Annotated in this window: 12 protein-coding genes; 5 read left to right on the forward strand and 7 right to left on the reverse strand. The window is 74.0% G+C overall.

Translation table 11 applies throughout. The features are described from left to right. The first annotated feature begins 8 nt into the window (after window positions 1–8). Window positions 9–902: a MinD/ParA family ATP-binding protein gene (locus H505_RS0135105; RefSeq protein WP_026405673.1), complete on the forward strand. Its 894-nt coding sequence runs from the start codon at window positions 9–11 to the stop codon at window positions 900–902. On the opposite strand, the gene H505_RS0135110 is transcribed toward H505_RS0135105, so the two are convergent. Then, complete coding sequence (locus H505_RS0135110; RefSeq protein WP_026405674.1) at window positions 892–2,661, reverse strand: NAD+ synthase; 1,770 nt, start codon at window positions 2,659–2,661, stop codon at window positions 892–894. The two genes, H505_RS0135105 and H505_RS0135110, sit on opposite strands and share 11 nt — an antisense overlap. Window positions 2,662–2,694: 33 nt before the next feature. After that, entirely contained in the window at window positions 2,695–3,936 is a 1,242-nt protein-coding gene (locus tag H505_RS0135115) for an MDR family MFS transporter (RefSeq protein WP_199748104.1), read from the reverse strand. A 55-nt stretch (window positions 3,937–3,991) separates the two neighbouring features. Between H505_RS0135115 and H505_RS0135120 the strand changes: the two genes are divergently transcribed. After that, on the forward strand, window positions 3,992–4,972 hold the full coding sequence (locus H505_RS0135120; protein WP_026405676.1) for an ArsR/SmtB family transcription factor: 981 nt from the start codon (window positions 3,992–3,994) through the stop codon (window positions 4,970–4,972). Between the two features lie 10 nt (window positions 4,973–4,982). Here H505_RS0135120 and H505_RS0135125 read toward each other — a convergent pair whose 3' ends face one another. Continuing rightward, window positions 4,983–6,014 (reverse strand): terpene synthase family protein, encoded by a 1,032-nt coding sequence (locus tag H505_RS0135125; RefSeq protein WP_245592712.1) that lies wholly within the window; start codon window positions 6,012–6,014, stop codon window positions 4,983–4,985. A gap of 260 nt (window positions 6,015–6,274) precedes the next feature. Here H505_RS0135125 and glnA (H505_RS0135130) point away from each other — a divergent pair, with 260 nt between their 5' ends. Together glnA (H505_RS0135130) and H505_RS0135135 are read left to right on the forward strand one after the other, a co-directional pair. Continuing rightward, window positions 6,275–7,636 (forward strand): type I glutamate--ammonia ligase, encoded by a 1,362-nt coding sequence (gene glnA, locus H505_RS0135130; protein WP_026405678.1) that lies wholly within the window; start codon window positions 6,275–6,277, stop codon window positions 7,634–7,636. 35 nt (window positions 7,637–7,671) lie between these two features. Then, on the forward strand, window positions 7,672–10,743 hold the full coding sequence (locus tag H505_RS0135135; RefSeq protein WP_026405679.1) for a bifunctional [glutamine synthetase] adenylyltransferase/[glutamine synthetase]-adenylyl-L-tyrosine phosphorylase: 3,072 nt from the start codon (window positions 7,672–7,674) through the stop codon (window positions 10,741–10,743). Here H505_RS0135135 and H505_RS0135140 read toward each other — a convergent pair. Together H505_RS0135140 and glnA (H505_RS0135145) are read right to left on the reverse strand one after the other, a co-directional pair. Beyond that, complete coding sequence (locus tag H505_RS0135140) at window positions 10,731–11,534, reverse strand: phosphatase PAP2 family protein (protein ID WP_084551164.1); 804 nt, start codon at window positions 11,532–11,534, stop codon at window positions 10,731–10,733. The two genes, H505_RS0135135 and H505_RS0135140, sit on opposite strands and share 13 nt — an antisense overlap. Window positions 11,535–11,919: 385 nt before the next feature. Next, a complete protein-coding gene (gene glnA, locus H505_RS0135145; protein WP_026405681.1) occupies window positions 11,920–13,344 on the reverse strand; it encodes a type I glutamate--ammonia ligase in 1,425 nt (474 codons plus the stop codon). Between the two features lie 165 nt (window positions 13,345–13,509). On the opposite strand from glnA (H505_RS0135145), the gene H505_RS0135150 reads away from it, so the two are divergent. Then, window positions 13,510–13,980 carry an RDD family protein gene (locus tag H505_RS0135150; RefSeq protein WP_026405682.1) on the forward strand — a complete coding sequence of 157 codons (471 nt, stop codon included), beginning with the start codon at window positions 13,510–13,512 and terminating at the stop codon, window positions 13,978–13,980. Between the two features lie 95 nt (window positions 13,981–14,075). Here H505_RS0135150 and H505_RS0135155 read toward each other — a convergent pair whose 3' ends face one another. Both H505_RS0135155 and lipA read right to left on the reverse strand, forming a co-directional pair. Continuing rightward, a complete protein-coding gene (locus tag H505_RS0135155) occupies window positions 14,076–14,771 on the reverse strand; it encodes a DUF4191 domain-containing protein (RefSeq protein ID WP_026405683.1) in 696 nt (231 codons plus the stop codon). A 66-nt stretch (window positions 14,772–14,837) separates the two neighbouring features. Next, entirely contained in the window at window positions 14,838–15,767 is a 930-nt protein-coding gene (gene lipA / locus H505_RS0135160; RefSeq protein WP_026405684.1) for a lipoyl synthase, read from the reverse strand. Window positions 15,768–15,969: the final 202 nt, after the last annotated feature.

A 15,969-nucleotide genomic window follows, 5' to 3' on the forward strand; every position in this document is an offset into this window, starting at 1 on the left:
GGGGCATCGTGGCCGATCCGCGTCCGGCGCGCGACGTGCACGGCGATCCGCTGCCGCGGCGGCTGGCGCGCGGCGCCGTCCGCCCGCTGCGGGCCGCCGACGACGTGCGGGCCCTCGCCGAGCACGGCGCGTGGCTGGCGCGGCCCGTCACGACGGGGCGCCGCATCGCGGTGACGGGGATCCGCGGCGGGTCGGGGAAGAGCACGGTCGCGGCGCTGGCCGCCACGGTCCTCGCCCGGCACCGCCGGGACCGCGTGCTGGCGCTGGACGCCGACCCGCAGTTCGGCTCGCTGCCGCTGCGGCTGGGCGTCCCGCCGGGCCCGTCGCCGGCCGGTCTCGCGCGGGTGTCGCCGGCCACCGCGTCGTTCGCGGAGGTCGAGCCGCGGCTCGCGCGGGCGGGGGAGGGGCTGTGGGTGCTGCCGGGGTCGCGGGGCGGGGTCGGGGACGGCGGTCTGGACGCGGACGTCTACGCCACGGCGGGGCTCGCGCTCAGCCGGTTCTTCGGGGTGACGGTCACCGACTGCGGCGCGGGCGTCCACACGCCGCTGCACCGGGCCGTGCTGGCCGGGGCGCACGCGCAGGTCCTGGTGACGCCGGCGACGGTGGAGGGCGCCGCCGCCGCCGGCCGCGCCCTCGACTGGCTCGGCTCCGGGGACCTGCGGGGGCTGGTGCCCCGGACGCTGGTGGTGCTGACCGTCCGCTCGCCGGCGCACCGGCGGCTGGTGGACGTCGGGAAGGTGCGGGACATCCTGCGGGACGTCGGCGCGGACGTGCTGGTGCTGGAGTTCGACCGGCACCTCGCGGTGGGCGGCGAGCTGGCGCCGGCGCTGCTGTCCTACGCGACCCGCACGACGGCGATCGCGATCGCCGCGACGGCCCTGCGGCGGGCGCTCACGGAGTGACGTCGCCGCGCTCGCGCCAGCGGTTGGTGATGGGGAGGCGGCGGTCGCGCCCGAAGTTCTTCGGGGTGATCTTGGGGCCGGGCGGGTACTGGCGCCGCTTGTACTCGGCGATGTCGACCAGGCGGACGACGCGGTCGACGAGCTCGGCGTCGTGCCCGGCGGCGACGAGGGCGTCGCGGCCCATGTCGCGCTCGACGTAGTCGGCGAGGACGGGGTCGAGGACGGAGTACTCGGGGAGGCTGTCGCGGTCGCGCTGGCCGGGGCGCAGTTCGGCGGACGGCTCCTTCACGATGATCGCCTCGGGGACGGGCTCCTGCGCGAAGGGGTGCAGGAACGGCAGGTCGGCGGCGAGCGCGGTGTTGCGCCAGCGGGCGAGGTCCCAGACGGTGGTCTTGAAGACGTCCTTGATCGGCGCGAACCCGCCGGCGGAGTCGCCGTAGAGGGTGGAGTAGCCGGTGGCGAGCTCGCTCTTGTTGCCGCCGGTGAGGACGAGGTGGCCGTGCTCGTTCGACAGGCCCATCCACACGTTCGCGCGGATGCGGGCCTGCAGGTTCTCGGCGGCGAGGCCGTGCAGGTCGAGTTCGGCCTCGAACGCCTCGACCATCCGGGCGATCGGGACGATCCGGGAGTGCACGCCCTGCCGCTTCACGAGGTCCTCGGCGTCGGACACCGAGCCCTCGGAGGAGTAGCGGCTGGGCAGCAGGACGGTGTGGACGTTCTCGGGGCCGACGGCGTCGGACGCGATCGTCGCGACGAGGGCGGAGTCGATACCGCCGGACAGGCCGAGGACGACCGAGCGGAACCCGTTCTTGCGGGCGTAGTCGCGGGTGCCGACGACGAGCGCCGCGTAGATCTCCGCGAGGTCGTCCAGGGGTTCGGAGACGGTCGGCGGTTCGGGGTCGTAGGCGGGCAGGGGGGACGCGGACAGCGTGCGGCGCTCGACGGTGAACGTCGTGCCGCCGGGCGCGTCGACGGAGGCGGGGCCTTCGTCCGGGGACGCCTCGGGCAGGTCGAGGTCGGTGATGAGGAGGTGGTCGACGAACTGGGGCGCGCGGGCGATGGGCGCGCCGTCCGGGCCGACGATGACGGAGTCGCCGTCGAAGACCAGTTCGTCTTGGCCGCCGACCATGTTCACGTAGGCGAGGGCGCAGCCCGCTTCGCGCGCGCGCCTGGCGCACAGGTCGAGGCGGACGTCGTCCTTCTCGCGCTCGTAGGGGGAGGCGTTGACGGAGAGGAGGAGCCCGGCGCCCGCGGCGCGGGTGACGCTCGCGGGGCCGCCCTCCTGCCAGAGGTCCTCGCAGATGACGGTGGCGACGTCGATGCCGTGCAGCCGGACGACCGGGAGCACGTCGGCGCGCTCGAAGATGCGGAACTCGTCGAAGACGCCGTAGTTCGGCAGGTGGTGCTTCGCCGAGGAGATCAGGACGTCGCCGCCGTGCAGCCACGCGACGGCGTTCAGCGGCCGGCGGCCGCCCTCCCGGCGGTCGAGGGTGCCGACGACGACGGGGACGCCGCCCATGCCGGCGTCGGCGAGGCGGCGCGCGACGCGGCGGAGGGCGCGCCGGGACGCCTCGACGAAGGACGGCCGCAGCGCGAGGTCCTCGACGGGGTAGCCGGTGAGCGCCATCTCGGGGAAGGCGACGAGGTGGGCGCCGGCGTCGGCGGCCGCCCGCGTCCAGTCCACGATGAGGTCGGCGTTGCCGTCGAGGTCGCCGACGGTCGGGTTCACCTGCGCGAGCGCGATCCGGAGCTGTGCCACCCTCCCAGGGTAGTACGTCCCGAACCGGTATCGTCACTCTGACGAGAAATGGCGGCGGCGGACGGCGGGGGCGAGCGCGAGCTGGCCCGCCGCCGCGACGAGGGCGATGACCAGGCACGTCAGCCACAGCGCGGGCCCTCCGCCGAGGCCGAGCAGCTGGGTGCCGCCGAGCGGCGCCAGCAGGAACCCGCCCGCCCACGCCATCCCGTACAGGCCGTTGTAGCGCCCGCGCAGGTCAGCGGGGGCGAGGTCGGCGACGACCGCCTGCAGGACGGCCGCCGCGACGATCTCGCCGCACGTCCACACCATGATCGTCAGGGTGTAGCCGGGCAGCGACGAGACCAGCGCGGTCAGCCCGTACCCGGTGCCGACGAGGACGAACCCGGCGACCAGCACGCGGCTGTGGTCGCGGCGGCTCAGCCAGGCGTTCACCAGGGGCTGCACGACGACGATCAGCACTCCGTTCGCGGCGATCGCCAGCCCGTACGCCTGCGCGCCGAGGCCGTCCTCCTTCATCGCCAGCGGCATGGTCGTCATGCCCTGCATCAGCACGAACGTGTACAGCAGCGTGATGACGACGTACGCGGCCATGACGCGGTCCCGCAGCGCGCGCCGGAACCCGCCCGGGGCGGCCGACGCGCGCGCCGCGCGGTCCCGCGTCTCGGGGACGGCGCGCCACACCAGCACCCCGAACGCCGCGCAGGTGAGGGCGTCGATCCAGAACAGCCACAGGAAGCCCTCCCGGGCGAGCGTCCCGCCGAGCACCATCGCCACGGCCCAGCCGAGGTTGACGGCCCAGAACAGCAGCCCGAAGGCGCGGGGGCGGTCCGCCGGGGAGATGATGTCGGCGACCATCGCCTGCGACGCGGGCCGGTACATGTCCAGCAGCAGCCCGAGGACGAGCGCGGACGCGGCGAGCGCCGCGATGCCCCGGGCGTGGCCGAGGGCGAGCATCGCGGCGCCGGCGCCGACGGTCGCGGCGGTCAGCGTGGCGCGGCGGCCGACGCGGTCGGCGAGGACGCCGCCGACGAGCTGGCCGGCGAGCGAGCCGGCGCCGAGCAGCGCCATCACCACGCCGGCCTGCGCCAGCGACAGGCCCCGCATGGTGGTCAGGTAGAGGCCGAGGAAGGGCTCGACCATCGTGCCGAGCCGGTTGAGGAGCGTGCCCGCCCACAGCACCCAGAAGGTGCGGGGGAATCCGCCGACGCGGGGGGCGAGGAACGCGGCGATGCGGCCGGGCGGCGGGCCGGCGGGGGCGTGTTGCGCGGTGGTCACGGGTCCGATGGTCGGGGAGCCGCCGGGGCAGCGATATTCATTTAGTCTGGGCTTAATGGTCGAGCTGGTGTTCGCTCCGGACGACGTGGCGCGGGTCCGGTTCGCGTTCTCCCCGCTGTGGGAGATGGTGCGCAGCCTGCGGGTCCTCGCCGACCCGTCCGGGCACGCCCTCCACCTGCCGTGGGTGCACGCCGTCCGGCCCCGCCTGCGCGGGCGGGACCTCGCGCCGCTGCGGCGGATCGTCCCCGCCTGGGGCTACATCCCCGACTTCCTCACCCCGCCGCCGGACACCCCGCTGCCCGACCTCGGCGCCGAACTGGAGACCGTCCGGGCCACGCCGCCCGAGGTGGTCGCCGCCGAACTGCGGTTCCTGCCGCCCGACCCGGTCCGCGCGGAGATGGCGGAGCGCCCCGCGCGCGCACTGGCGGCCGTCGCCGACCTGCTCGAGGAGTACTGGGCCGCGGCCGTCGAGCCGTACTGGCCGCGGATCCGCGACCTGCTGGAGGGCGACGTCCTGCGCCGCACCCGCGCCCTCGCCGCGGAGGGCGCCGCCGGGGTGTTCGGCGGCCTGCACCCGTCGGTCGCCTGGCGCTCGGGGACGCTCGCGATCGACCGCCGCTGGGACTTCCGCGGCGCCCTGGACGGGCGCGGCCTGCTGCTGGTCCCGAGCGCGTTCGTCTGGCCGGACACGTCGGTGATGGTGCCGCCCTACCAGCCGATGCTCAGCTACCCGCCGAACGGCGTCGCGGCCCTCTGGGAGACGCGCCGCCCGGCCGGGCCGGACGGCCCCGCCGCCGCGCTCGCCGCGCTGCTCGGCCGCCGCCGCGCCGGGCTGCTGCTCGCGCTCGCGTCCCCGGCGTCCACGACCGAGCTGGCCGGACGGCTCGGCGTCACGCCCGCGGCGGTCAGCCAGCACCTCGGAGTGCTCCGCGCCTGCGGGCTCGTCACCGGGCACCGGCTCGGCCGCCGCGTGCTGTACTCCCGGACGCCGGCGGGCGACGCCCTCGCCGCCGCCCCCGGCGCGGCGCCCCGCTGACCCGCCGGGGTCAGCGCAGCGACGCCAGCGCGTCCAGCCGCGGCGCCGGGACCGCCGCGCCCGCCTCGTACCGCCCGGACTCGACGAGCCAGTCGACGTGCGCCCGCGGAGTGTCCAGCAGGACCCGGACGACCTGGGCCGCCGCCGCGCGCTGCGCGACGGTCAGCTCCAGCCGGTCGAGCATGTCCGGCAGCCGCCGCGCGGCCTCCCGGGCGTCCTCGATCCGCTCGGCGACGCGCGCCGCCACGGCCGCGCCGGCCTGCGCGGGCGTCGTCCCCTCGGCCCGGGCGAGCACCGCCGGCAGGTCGTGGACGTCGCCGCGCGCGGCCTCCAGGTCGTGCGAGGCGAGGTCGTTGGACCACGCGACGGCGTCGGCGACGGCGTGCGCGAGCGCCTTCCAGCGGGGCGTCCGCAGCAGCCGCACCGGCAGCTCGACACCGAGGACGGGCTCGACCAGGTCGTACAGGAACGGCCCGCACGCGCGGCGGCGCAGCGGCGCGAACTCGCGCGGCGTCGGCACGTGCTCGATGCGGCGGTTCACCGCCTCCTCCGCGCAGGCGTCCCGGTGCGCCTCCAGGTGGAGCATGAAGCGGCGGCGCCAGTCGCGGCTCATGCCCGCGGCCGTGGCGTGCCACAGCTCCACCAGGGTCGCCTCCAGCGGCCGCGCCCCCGGGCGGGGATGCCCGCGGCGGGTCGCGCGCAGCAGGTCGTCGTACAGCGAGTGCACGGCGCTGCCGCTGTCGGCGAGCGGCGGATGGTCGAGCATGTCGTCCAGCGCGAGCGTCCAGGTCAGCCAGCGGGCGAACAGGTCCACGGCGGCGAGGTCGGCGGTCGGGAAGACGCGCGCGGCCAGCCGCTCGCAGCGGGCCCGGCCGAGCGGTGAGGTGTCCGGATCTCCGAGCACCAGGCCGCGGCCGCGCGCCCAGGTCTCCACCTGCGCGCACAGCCGCCACGACTCCGGGTGCATGGCCGCGGGCGCCGCCAGTGCGGCGGCCCCGTCGGCCGTCGAGAGAAGAAGAGAGATGTCCACGACGCGGTTCACGTTAATGATCAGTTCCCGGCGGAGGCCCGATCGGCACGTCAAGATTCGGGAAACGGCTGCTCGGGGCCCGGACGGGCGGGCGGTATGGGGTGAAGGTCCGATACCTTCGGACGCACGGCCGAGAGCGAACACGCCACCCGGCGGCCACGGGAACGACGCGGAACGCGTAACGTCGTGGTAACAGCGGCCGGGCATACTGCACAGTGGCCGGACCCGTCGCTCCGGCGGGCCGGCGGAGCAAGGCACCGAGGGAGAAGGCTTTGGACCGTCAGCAGGAGTTCGTGCTCCGGACGCTGGAGGAGCGCGACATCCGGTTCATCCGGCTGTGGTTCACCGACGTGCTCGGGTTCCTGAAGTCGGTGGCAGTCGCGCCCGCCGAACTGGAGGGCGCCTTCGGCGAGGGCATCGGTTTCGACGGCTCGGCGATCGAGGGCTTCGCCCGCGTCTACGAGGCCGACATGATCGCCAAGCCCGACCCGTCCACGTTCCAGGTCCTGCCGTGGCGCTCGGAGTCGCCCGGCGTCGGCCGGATGTTCTGCGACATCCTCATGCCGGACGGGTCGCCGAGCTTCGCCGACCCCCGGTACGTCCTCAAGCGCGCGCTCGCCCGCGCCGCCGACCTCGGGTTCACGTTCTACACCCACCCCGAGATCGAGTTCTTCCTGCTGAACACCAAGCCGGAGGACGGCAGCGAGCCCGAGCCCGCCGACTCCGGCGGCTACTTCGACCACACCCCGCACAGCGCCGCGCACGACTTCCGGCGCAACGCGATCATGATGCTGGAGTCGATGGGCATCTCCGTCGAGTACAGCCACCACGAGGGCGCCCCCGGCCAGCAGGAGATCGACCTGCGCTACGCCGACGCGCTCACCACCGCCGACAACATCATGACGTTCCGGCTGGTCATGAAGGAGGTCGCGCTCGAGCAGGGCGTGCACGCGTCCTTCATGCCGAAGCCGTTCACCGACCACCCCGGCTCCGGCATGCACACCCACATGTCCCTGTTCGAGGGCGACCGCAACGCCTTCTACGAGCCGGGCGCCGAGTTCAAGCTGTCGAAGGTCGGGCGCGCGTTCATCGCGGGCGTCCTGCGGCACTCCGCCGAGATCACGGCCGTCTGCAACCAGTGGGTCAACTCCTACAAGCGGCTGTGGGGCAACGTCGGATCCGCCGCGGGCGCCGGGGGAGAGGCCCCGTCCTACATCTGCTGGGGCCACAACAACCGCTCCGCGCTCGTCCGCGTCCCGATGTACAAGCCGCACAAGGGCCACTCCACCCGGATCGAGTTCCGCTCCCTCGACACCGCCGCCAACCCCTACCTCGCGTTCGCCGCGATCCTCGGCGCCGGGCTCAAGGGCATCGAGGAGGGCTACGAGCTCCCGGCGGGCGCCGAGGACGACGTGTGGGCGCTCACCCCCGCCGAGCGGCGCGCCCTCGGCATAGAGCCGCTCCCGCAGAACCTCGACGAGGCCGTCCACGCCATGGAGCGCAGCGAGCTGATGGCCGACGTCCTCGGCGAGCACGTCTTCGACTTCTTCCTCCGCAACAAGCGGCAGGAGTGGGAGGACTACCGCCGCGAGGTCACCGAGTTCGAGCGCAGGCGGCTGCTGGCCGTCCTGTGACCCCCGCCGGGGGCGCGGCGCATTACGGTTGAGGCGTGACCGAGCCCAGGACCACCGAGCCCAGGAACCGCGACCGCCGCCCGTCCCTCGCCGGACGCCTGGCACGCCTCGGCTTCACCGACGCGGGACGCGCGCAGCGGCTCGTCCGGGAGGCCGAGGCGGCGGACGGCGTCCGGCTCGACGGCCCGCTCCTGGAGGCGCTGCTCGGCGTCCTCGGCGGCACCGCCGACCCCGACCTCGCCCTCGGCGCCCTGCTCCGGCTGCTCGCCGCCGCCGACGAGCACGGCGAGGGCGCCGGACTGCGCGCCGCCCTCGCCGACGAGGACGGCACCCGCGACCGGCTGACCGCCGTCCTCGGCGCCAGCGCCGCGCTCGGCGACCACCTCGTCCGGCACCCCGGTCACTGGCACGTCCTGCGCGACCACCACGCCGGCTTCGGCGACGTCCGCGCCGAACTGCTCGCCGCCGTCGGCGCCCGCCCCGGCGACGCCGAGCCCGTCGCCGCGGCCGCGGGGAGCGCCGCGCCCGCCGCGCTGCGCGTCGCGTACCGGCGCCGCCTGCTCGACCTCGCCGGGCGCGACCTCGTCGGCGCCGCCGACGTCGCCAAGGTCGCCGCCGAACTCGCCGACCTCGCCGCCGCCGCGCTCGAGGCGGGCCTGGCGATCGCCCGCGCCGAGGTCCCCGAGCACCCGTCCTGCCGCCTCGCCGTCATCGGCATGGGCAAGTGCGGCGGCCGCGAGCTGAACTACGTCAGCGACGTCGACGTCGTGTTCGTCGCCGAGGCCCGCGACGGCGCCCCCGAGGACGCCGCGCTGCGCGCCGCGACGCGGCTCGCCGCCGCCACCATGCGCGCCTGCTCCGCCAGCACCGAGGAGGGCTCCCTCTGGGAGGTCGACGCCGCGCTGCGCCCCGAGGGCAAGGCCGGCCCCCTCGTCCGGACCCTCGCCAGCCACCGCGCCTACTACGAGCGCTGGGCGAAGACCTGGGAGTTCCAGGCGCTGCTGAAGGCCCGGCCCGTCGCCGGCGACGCCGACCTCGGCGCCCGCTACATCGACGCCGTCGCGCCCATCGTGTGGGCCGCCGCCGAAGGCGAGGACTTCGTCGAGGACGTCCAGGCCATGCGGCGCCGCGTCGAGGCCGACCTCGACCGGCGCGGCGCCGAGGCCGAACGGCAGCTCAAGCTCGGCCCCGGCGGCCTGCGCGACGTCGAGTTCGCCGTCCAGCTCCTCCAGCTCGTCCACGGCCGCACCGACGAGACGCTCCGCAGCCCCACCACCCTCGAGGCGCTCGCCGACCTGTCGCGCGGCGGCTACGTCGGCCGCGAGGACGCCGCGGCCCTCACGTCCGCCTACCGGTTCCTGCGCCGCGTCGAGCACCTCCTGCAGCTGCACCGGCTGCGCCGCACCCACCTCGTCCCCGACGACGAGGACGAGCTGCGCCGCCTCGGCCGCGCCCTCGGCCTGCGCACCGACCCGGTCGGCGAGTTCACCGCGCTGTGGCGGCGGCACGCCCGCGAGGTCCGCCGGCTGCACGAGAAGCTGTTCTACGCGCCGCTGCTGCGGGCCGTCGCGCGGCTCCCCGAGGAGGAGGCGCGGCTCACCCCCGAAGCCGCCCGCACCCGCCTCGAAGCCCTCGGCTACAACGACCCCGCCGGCGCCCTGCGGCACATCGAGGCCCTCACCGCCGGGGTGTCGCGCCGCGCCGCCATCCAGCGCACCCTGCTGCCGGTCATGCTCGGCTGGTTCGCCGACGCCCCCGACCCGGACGCCGGCCTGCTCGGCTTCCGGCAGGTCAGCGACGCCCTCGGCACCACCCCCTGGTACCTGCGGCTGCTCCGCGACGACATCACCGTCGCCGAGCGGATGGCGTGGGTGCTCGGCGCCAGCCGCTACGCCACCGACCTGCTGCTGCGCGCCCCCGAGGCCGTCGCCATGCTCGCCGGCGACGCCGAACTCGCGCCCCGCCCCCACGACGCGCTGCGCGCCGAAGCGCTCGCGGCCGTCCGCAGGCACGCCCCGTCCACCGCCGCGGACACCGCCACCGCCGCCGCCGAGGACGCCGTCACCGTCGTGCGGGCCCTGCGCCGCCGCGAGCTGTTCCGCGTCGCAGTCGCCGACCTGCTCGGCCTCGCCGACGTCACCGCCGTCGGCGAGGCCCTCACCGACATCGCCGCCGTCACCGTCGAGGCCGCCCTGCGCGCCGCGACCGACGCGGTCGAGGCCCGCACCGGCGCGCCGCTGCCCACCCGCATGGCGGTCGTCGCGATGGGCCGCTTCGGCGGGCGCGAACTCGGCTACGGCAGCGACGCCGACGTCATGTTCGTCCACGACCCGCTCCCCGGCGCCGACGAGCGCGCCGCGGACCGCGCCGCCCGCGCCGTCGCCGAGGAACTGCGCCGGCTGCTGTCGCTGCCCGCCTCCGACCCGCCGCTGGCCATCGACCCCGACCTGCGGCCCGAGGGCCGCCGCGGCCCGCTCGTCCGCACCCTCGCGTCCTACGCCGCCTACTACGCCCGCTGGTCCGAGCCGTGGGAGACGCAGGCGCTGCTGCGCGCCGACCCGATGATCGGCGACCCCGGCCTGCGCGACCGGTTCCGCGCCCTCATCGACCCGATCCGCCGCCCGCCCGGCGGCATCGCCGACGACGCCGTCCGGCAGATCCGCCGCCTGAAGGCCCGCATGGAGTCCGAGCGGCTCCCGCGCGGCGCCGACCCGCGCCTGCACGTCAAGCTCGGCCCCGGCGGCCTGTCGGACGTCGAATGGGTCGTCCAGCTCATCCAGCTGCAGCACGCCCACGACGTCCCGGAACTGCGCACCACCCGCACCCTCGCCGCGCTCGACGCCGCCGTCGGCGCGGACCTGCTCGACCCCGCCGACGCCGACGTGCTCGCCGCCGCCTGGAAACTCGCGACCCGCATCCGCGGCGCCGTCATGCTCGTCCGCGGCAGGGCGTCCGACCTGCTGCCCACCGACAACCGCAGCGACCGCAGCGCCGTCGCCCGCGTCCTCGGCCACGCCACCGCCGGAGACCTCCTGGAGGACCACCGCCGCTGCACCCGCCGCGCCCGCGCGGTCGTCGAGCGGGTCTTCTACGGCTACGCCGACTGACCGGCCCCCACCGGCTCAGGACGGTCGCCGGCGGCGGGCCGCGGCGCCGGGACGGGCGCGGCGGGCGCGCACCGCCCGAGCAGCCGGTCCCGCGCGTCCAGCAGCCGCCGCGGCGTCCGCGCGTACAGCAGCCACGACACCGCCAGCGCGCCCGCGACCACCGCGAACCCCGCGGCCGCGTCCAGCACGTAGTGGTTGGCGGTCGCGAGGATCACCAGCGTGGTCGTCACCGGGTACAGCACGCCCAGCGCCTTCAGCCACCGCCGCGCCGTCAGCCGCACCATGATGAACCCGCACCACAGCGCCCAGCCCGCGTGCATCGACGGCATCGCCGCGTACTGGTTCGTCATCGTCGCGGACGCGTCGCTCGCGTACAGGCCGAACGACTGCAGCGCCGTCACCGGGTCGACGAACCCCGCCTCGTGCAGGAACCGCGGCGGCGCCAGCGGGTACAGCCAGAAGCCGAGCACCGCCACCCCGGTCGCGATCATCAGGGACGTCCGCAGCCACCGGTAGTCCTGCGGCCGGCGCAGGTACAGCCACAGCACCATGCCGAGCGTCACGGCGAAGTGCATCGTCGCGTAGAAGACGTTCGCCGCCTTCGCCAGCCACGGCAGGTCCAGCAGCGCGCGGTTGAGCGACAGCTCGACGTCGAGGCCCAGCGCCCCTTCGAACCGCAGGATCTGGTCCGCGTGGGCGAACGCGGACGCGGTGCCGTCCTGCACCAGCACGATGCGCGTCAGCGAGTAACCGGTGTAGAAGACGACGATCAGCAGCAGTTCGCGCCACACCGGGGGTACCGTGAACACCCGGCGCCGCGGCGGGGCGGCCTGCCGTCGCCGCTCACCGCGCGGGGCCGGGTGGGCCGGGACTCGGTGAGCGGCCGGGGGGGCGATCTGGGCCATACCGACCATCCTTCTCCGGCGGCCCAGATATGTGATCACCGCAGCGAACGGTCTTCACCTCAGACCTGAGTAGTACGACCCTGACCCCGTCTCCGGTCTTTGGGTGGAGTTAACCGAACCTTTCCGGTTGATTTCAGGTGACCCCGGCCACACCTCCGGGACCAGACCGCGCGCCCCGCCCGTCCGGCGTCGCGCCGTCGCCCGTCCGGCGGCACGACATCGCGCGGCCCCGGCGGAGAACCGCCGGGGCCGCGCGAATCGGTGGGGATCTTTAGATGTCGTAGTACATCTCGAACTCGTGGGGGTGCGGGCGGAGGCGGATCGGGTCGATCTCGAACTCGTTCTTCATCGAGATCCAGGTGTCGATGAGGTCCTGGGTGAAGACGCCGCCCTCGAGCAGGTAGTCGTGGTCGGCCTCGAGGGCCGCGAGGACCTCGGGGAGCGAGCCGGGGACCTGCGGGATCGCGCGGGCCTCCTCCGGCGGGAGCTCGTAGAGGTCCTTGTCGACCGGCTCGGCGGGCTCGATCTTGTTCTTGATGCCGTCCAGGCCGGCCATCAGCATCGCCGAGAAGGCCAGGTACGGGTTGCAGGACGGGTCCGGCACGCGGAACTCGACGCGCTTGGCCTTCGGGTTGGAGCCGGTGATCGGGATCCGGATGCAGGCCGAGCGGTTCCGCTGCGAGTAGACCAGGTTGACCGGGGCCTCGTAGCCGGGGACCAGGCGGTGGTAGGAGTTCACCGTCGGGTTGGTGAAGGCCAGCAGGGACGGCGCGTGCTTGAGCAGGCCGCCGATGTAGTAGCGGGCGTTGTCGGACAGGCCCGCGTACCCGACCTCGTCGTAGAAGAGCGGCGAGCCGTCCTTCCACAGCGACTGGTGGCAGTGCATGCCGGACCCGTTGTCACCGAAGATCGGCTTGGGCATGAACGTGACGGTCTTGCCCGCGGCGCGCGCGACGCTCTTGACGACGTACTTGTAGAGCAGGAGGTTGTCGGCGGCCTTCAGGAGGGTGTCGAACTTGACGCCGATCTCGGACTGGCCCGCGGTGCCGACCTCGTGGTGGTGCAGCTCGACGTTCAGGCCGACGTTCAGCAGCTGCGCGGACATCTCCGAGCGCAGGTCGGTGTAGTGGTCCATCGGCGGGACGGGGAAGTAGCCGCCCTTGTAGCCGGGCTTGGCGCCCAGGTTGCCGCCCGGCTCCTCGCGGCCGGTGTTCCACGCGCCCTCGATGGAGTCCAGGTGGTAGAAGCCGGCGTTCGGCGACGTCTGGAAGCGGACGTCGTCGAAGATGTAGAACTCCGCCTCGGGGCCGAAGTAGCAGGTGTCGGCGATGCCGGAACCGCGCAGGTAGTCCTGGGCCTTCTTCGCGACGTTGCGCGGGTCGCGGCTGTAGGGCTCCCCGGTCAGCGGGTCGTGCACGAAGAAGTTCAGGTTCAGCGTCTTGTGCTGCCGGAACGGGTCGAGCACGGCGGTCGCCGGGTCGGGCAGCAGCAGCATGTCCGACTCGTGGATCTCCTGGAACCCGCGGACGGACGAGCCGTCGAACATCAGGCCCTCGGTGAAGATGCTCTCGTCGAAGCGCTCGACGGGGAACGTCAGGTGCTGCATCTTCCCCGGCAGGTCCACGAACCGGCAGTCGACGAACCGTACGTCCTCGTCCCTGATATAGCTCAGGATCTCTTCGGCGCTGCTGAACATCCGGCCTCCTTGGCACTCCTTGGCTATCCAAGAGGCTAGGCAGCCGCCGTTTCCCGGCCATGTCCCATATGTTTCGAGCGTGTTACGCGGGTCGCCCTTCCTGTGACGGACCGTCCGGGGCGAGGGCCCGTCGGAACCCGCCGGGGGAGCGGATAGCGTAGGGACATGAGCAGTGGCAAGGGCCCGCGCTGGACGCAGACGTGGCTGAGCGGCGCGCGCGCGGCAGGGGCCGACCTCGGGGACCCCGGGGAGCGGTTCGGTTTTCCGGAGAGCGGCAGCGGCGCCGTCGCGAGCTACCCGCGCAGGATCGGCGCGCTGTTCGTCGACTGGGGGCTGTCGATGCTGGTCGCGAGCATGCTGGCGCGCACCCTCGACTGGGGGCCGCCCGAGCGCAGCACCTGGACGCTCGTCGTCTTCGGCATCCAGGCGTGGCTGCTCACCTCGATGATCGGCATGACGATCGGCAAGCGGCTGTGCGGGATCCGGGTGATCCGGCTGGACGGGCGTCCGGTGGGGCTCGGCTGGGGCCTCGCGCGCACGCTCCTGCTGCTCCTCGTCGTCCCGGCCCTGCTCTGGGACCGCGACTACCGCGGACTGCACGACCGGGCGGCCAACACCGCCGTCGTGAACATCTGACCCGCGCCCGCCCACGCGCACCCCGACCACGCGCACACCCCGACCATGCGAAGCGCCCCCTCCCGTCCGGGAGGGGGCGCTTCGCCGTTCCGTCGTCAGCGCATCCGGGGCTTGGGGCCCTTGGGCATCTTCGCGCCCTTCGGGATCGGGCCCTTCGGCATCTGCATGGCGCGGGGCAGCGCCTGCAGCCGGTCGTTCAGCTCCGCGACCTGGCCCTTGCTCAGGTTGCGCGGCAGCTTCATCAGGTGCCGCTGCAGCTTGTCCACCGGGATCTGCCCCTCGTCGTCGCCCACCTGGACGTCGTAGATGGGGACCTGCTGGGCCGCGCGGGAGATGCGCTTCTTCTCCGCGCCGAGCAGGTGCCCGACCCGGTTGCGGGGCCCCTCGGAGACCAGCACGACCCCGGCGCGCCCGACCGCGCGGTGCACCATGTCGAGGTTGCGGTTGCCGGCCACCGCCTCGGTGACGGTCCAGCCGCCGCGCATGTTCTTCAGGATCGCGGCGGCCGCGCCCGGCTGCCCCGCGATCACCTTGTACTGGGCGCGCTGCGCCAGCTGGCCGAACACGATCATGCCGACCGCGAACGCGGCCAGGATGCCCAGCGGGATGAAGAACCAGAGCTGGCCGAAGATCAGCCCGATGGCGACGAGGACGGCCAGCGTCCCGAGCGCCGAGGCGAAGACGATCGGGAGGGCCTTCGGGTTCGCCTGGTGCAGCACCTGGGCGACCATGCGGATCTGCTTGAGGCGGCCCGGACGCTCCTGGCCTCCGTCTGCGGGCTTTTTCGACATGGTTCCAAGGATAGTCGGGTCGGGGTCGTCACCGGACAGGCGATTCGTCCCCGAACGGCGTGCGCGTCAGGACTCCCGGGCCTCGATCGCCTGCTTGTAGAGGCGCCCGGCGCGGTAGCTGGACCGGACGAGCGGACCGGACATCACGCCCGCGTAGCCGATCTCCCGGGCCTCGTCCGCCAGCTCGACGAACTCCTCCGGCTTCACCCAGCGCTCGACCGGGTGGTGCCGCGGGGACGGCCGCAGGTACTGCGTGATCGTGATGAGTTCGCAACCGGCGTCGTGCAGGTCGCGCAGCGCGGTGGAGACCTCCTCGCGGGTCTCGCCCATGCCCAGGATCAGGTTCGACTTGGTGACCAGCCCGTCCTCGCGGGCCCTGGAGATCACCTCCAGGGAGCGCTCGTAGCGGAACCCGGGGCGGATCCGCTTGAAGATCCGCGGGACGGTCTCGACGTTGTGCGCGAGGACCTCCGGCCGCGACGAGAACACCTCGGCGAGCTGCTCGGGCACCGCGTTGAAGTCGGGGATGAGCAGCTCGACGCCGCAGCCGGGCACGGCCGCGTGGATCTGCCGCACCGTCTCCGCGTACAGCCAGGCGCCGCCGTCCTCCAGGTCGTCGCGGGCGACGCCCGTGACGGTGGCGTACTTCAGGCCCATCGTCACGACGGACTCGGCGACGCGGCGCGGCTCGTCCCGGTCGAGCGCGGCGGGCTTGCCCGTGTCGATGTTGCAGAAGTCGCAGCGCCGGGTGCACTGCTCCCCGCCGATGAGGAACGTGGCCTCGCGGTCCTCCCAGCATTCGAAGATGTTGGGACAGGCCGCCTCCTGGCACACCGTGTGCAGGCCCTCGGACTTCACCAGCCCGATGAGCTCCCTGTACTGCGGGCCCATCTTCAGCCGGGTCTTGATCCATTCGGGCTTGCGCTCGATCGGGGTCTGGCTGTTGCGTGCCTCAATGCGCAGGAGCTTGCGCCCCTCAGGTGTCACCGTTGTCACGCGTTCAGCCTACGTCGCGGTTCCAGGGATCGGCACACCGTGCGCGACCGCCCGCCCCCGGCCCGGCGTCGAAGCCGTATCGGGGGGATCTCGAACGAGTGACGTTAACGGCGGGGCGCCGCGGATTCGCGTGTTTCGGTCATCTCTTTCCCCGGACGTCTCTAGGGTGGCTCCCTGTCGTCACGAAGAGTCGTCACGGTCA

The sequence above is a fragment of the Actinomadura rifamycini DSM 43936 genome (genome assembly GCF_000425065.1).
GTDB classification, from domain to species: Bacteria; Actinomycetota; Actinomycetes; order Streptosporangiales; family Streptosporangiaceae; genus Spirillospora; species Spirillospora rifamycini.

What these genes read in the sequence shown, in the direction of transcription:
- H505_RS0135120 (WP_026405676.1), top strand. Translation starts at nt 3,992, where the DNA reads ATGGTCGAGCTGGTGTTCGCTCCGGACGACGTGGCGCGGGTCCGGTTC.
- glnA (WP_026405681.1), bottom strand. Translation starts at nt 13,344, where the DNA reads ATGTTCAGCAGCGCCGAAGAGATCCTGAGCTATATCAGGGACGAGGAC.
- H505_RS0135150 (WP_026405682.1), top strand. Translation starts at nt 13,510, where the DNA reads ATGAGCAGTGGCAAGGGCCCGCGCTGGACGCAGACGTGGCTGAGCGGC.
- H505_RS0135155 (WP_026405683.1), bottom strand. Translation starts at nt 14,771, where the DNA reads ATGTCGAAAAAGCCCGCAGACGGAGGCCAGGAGCGTCCGGGCCGCCTC.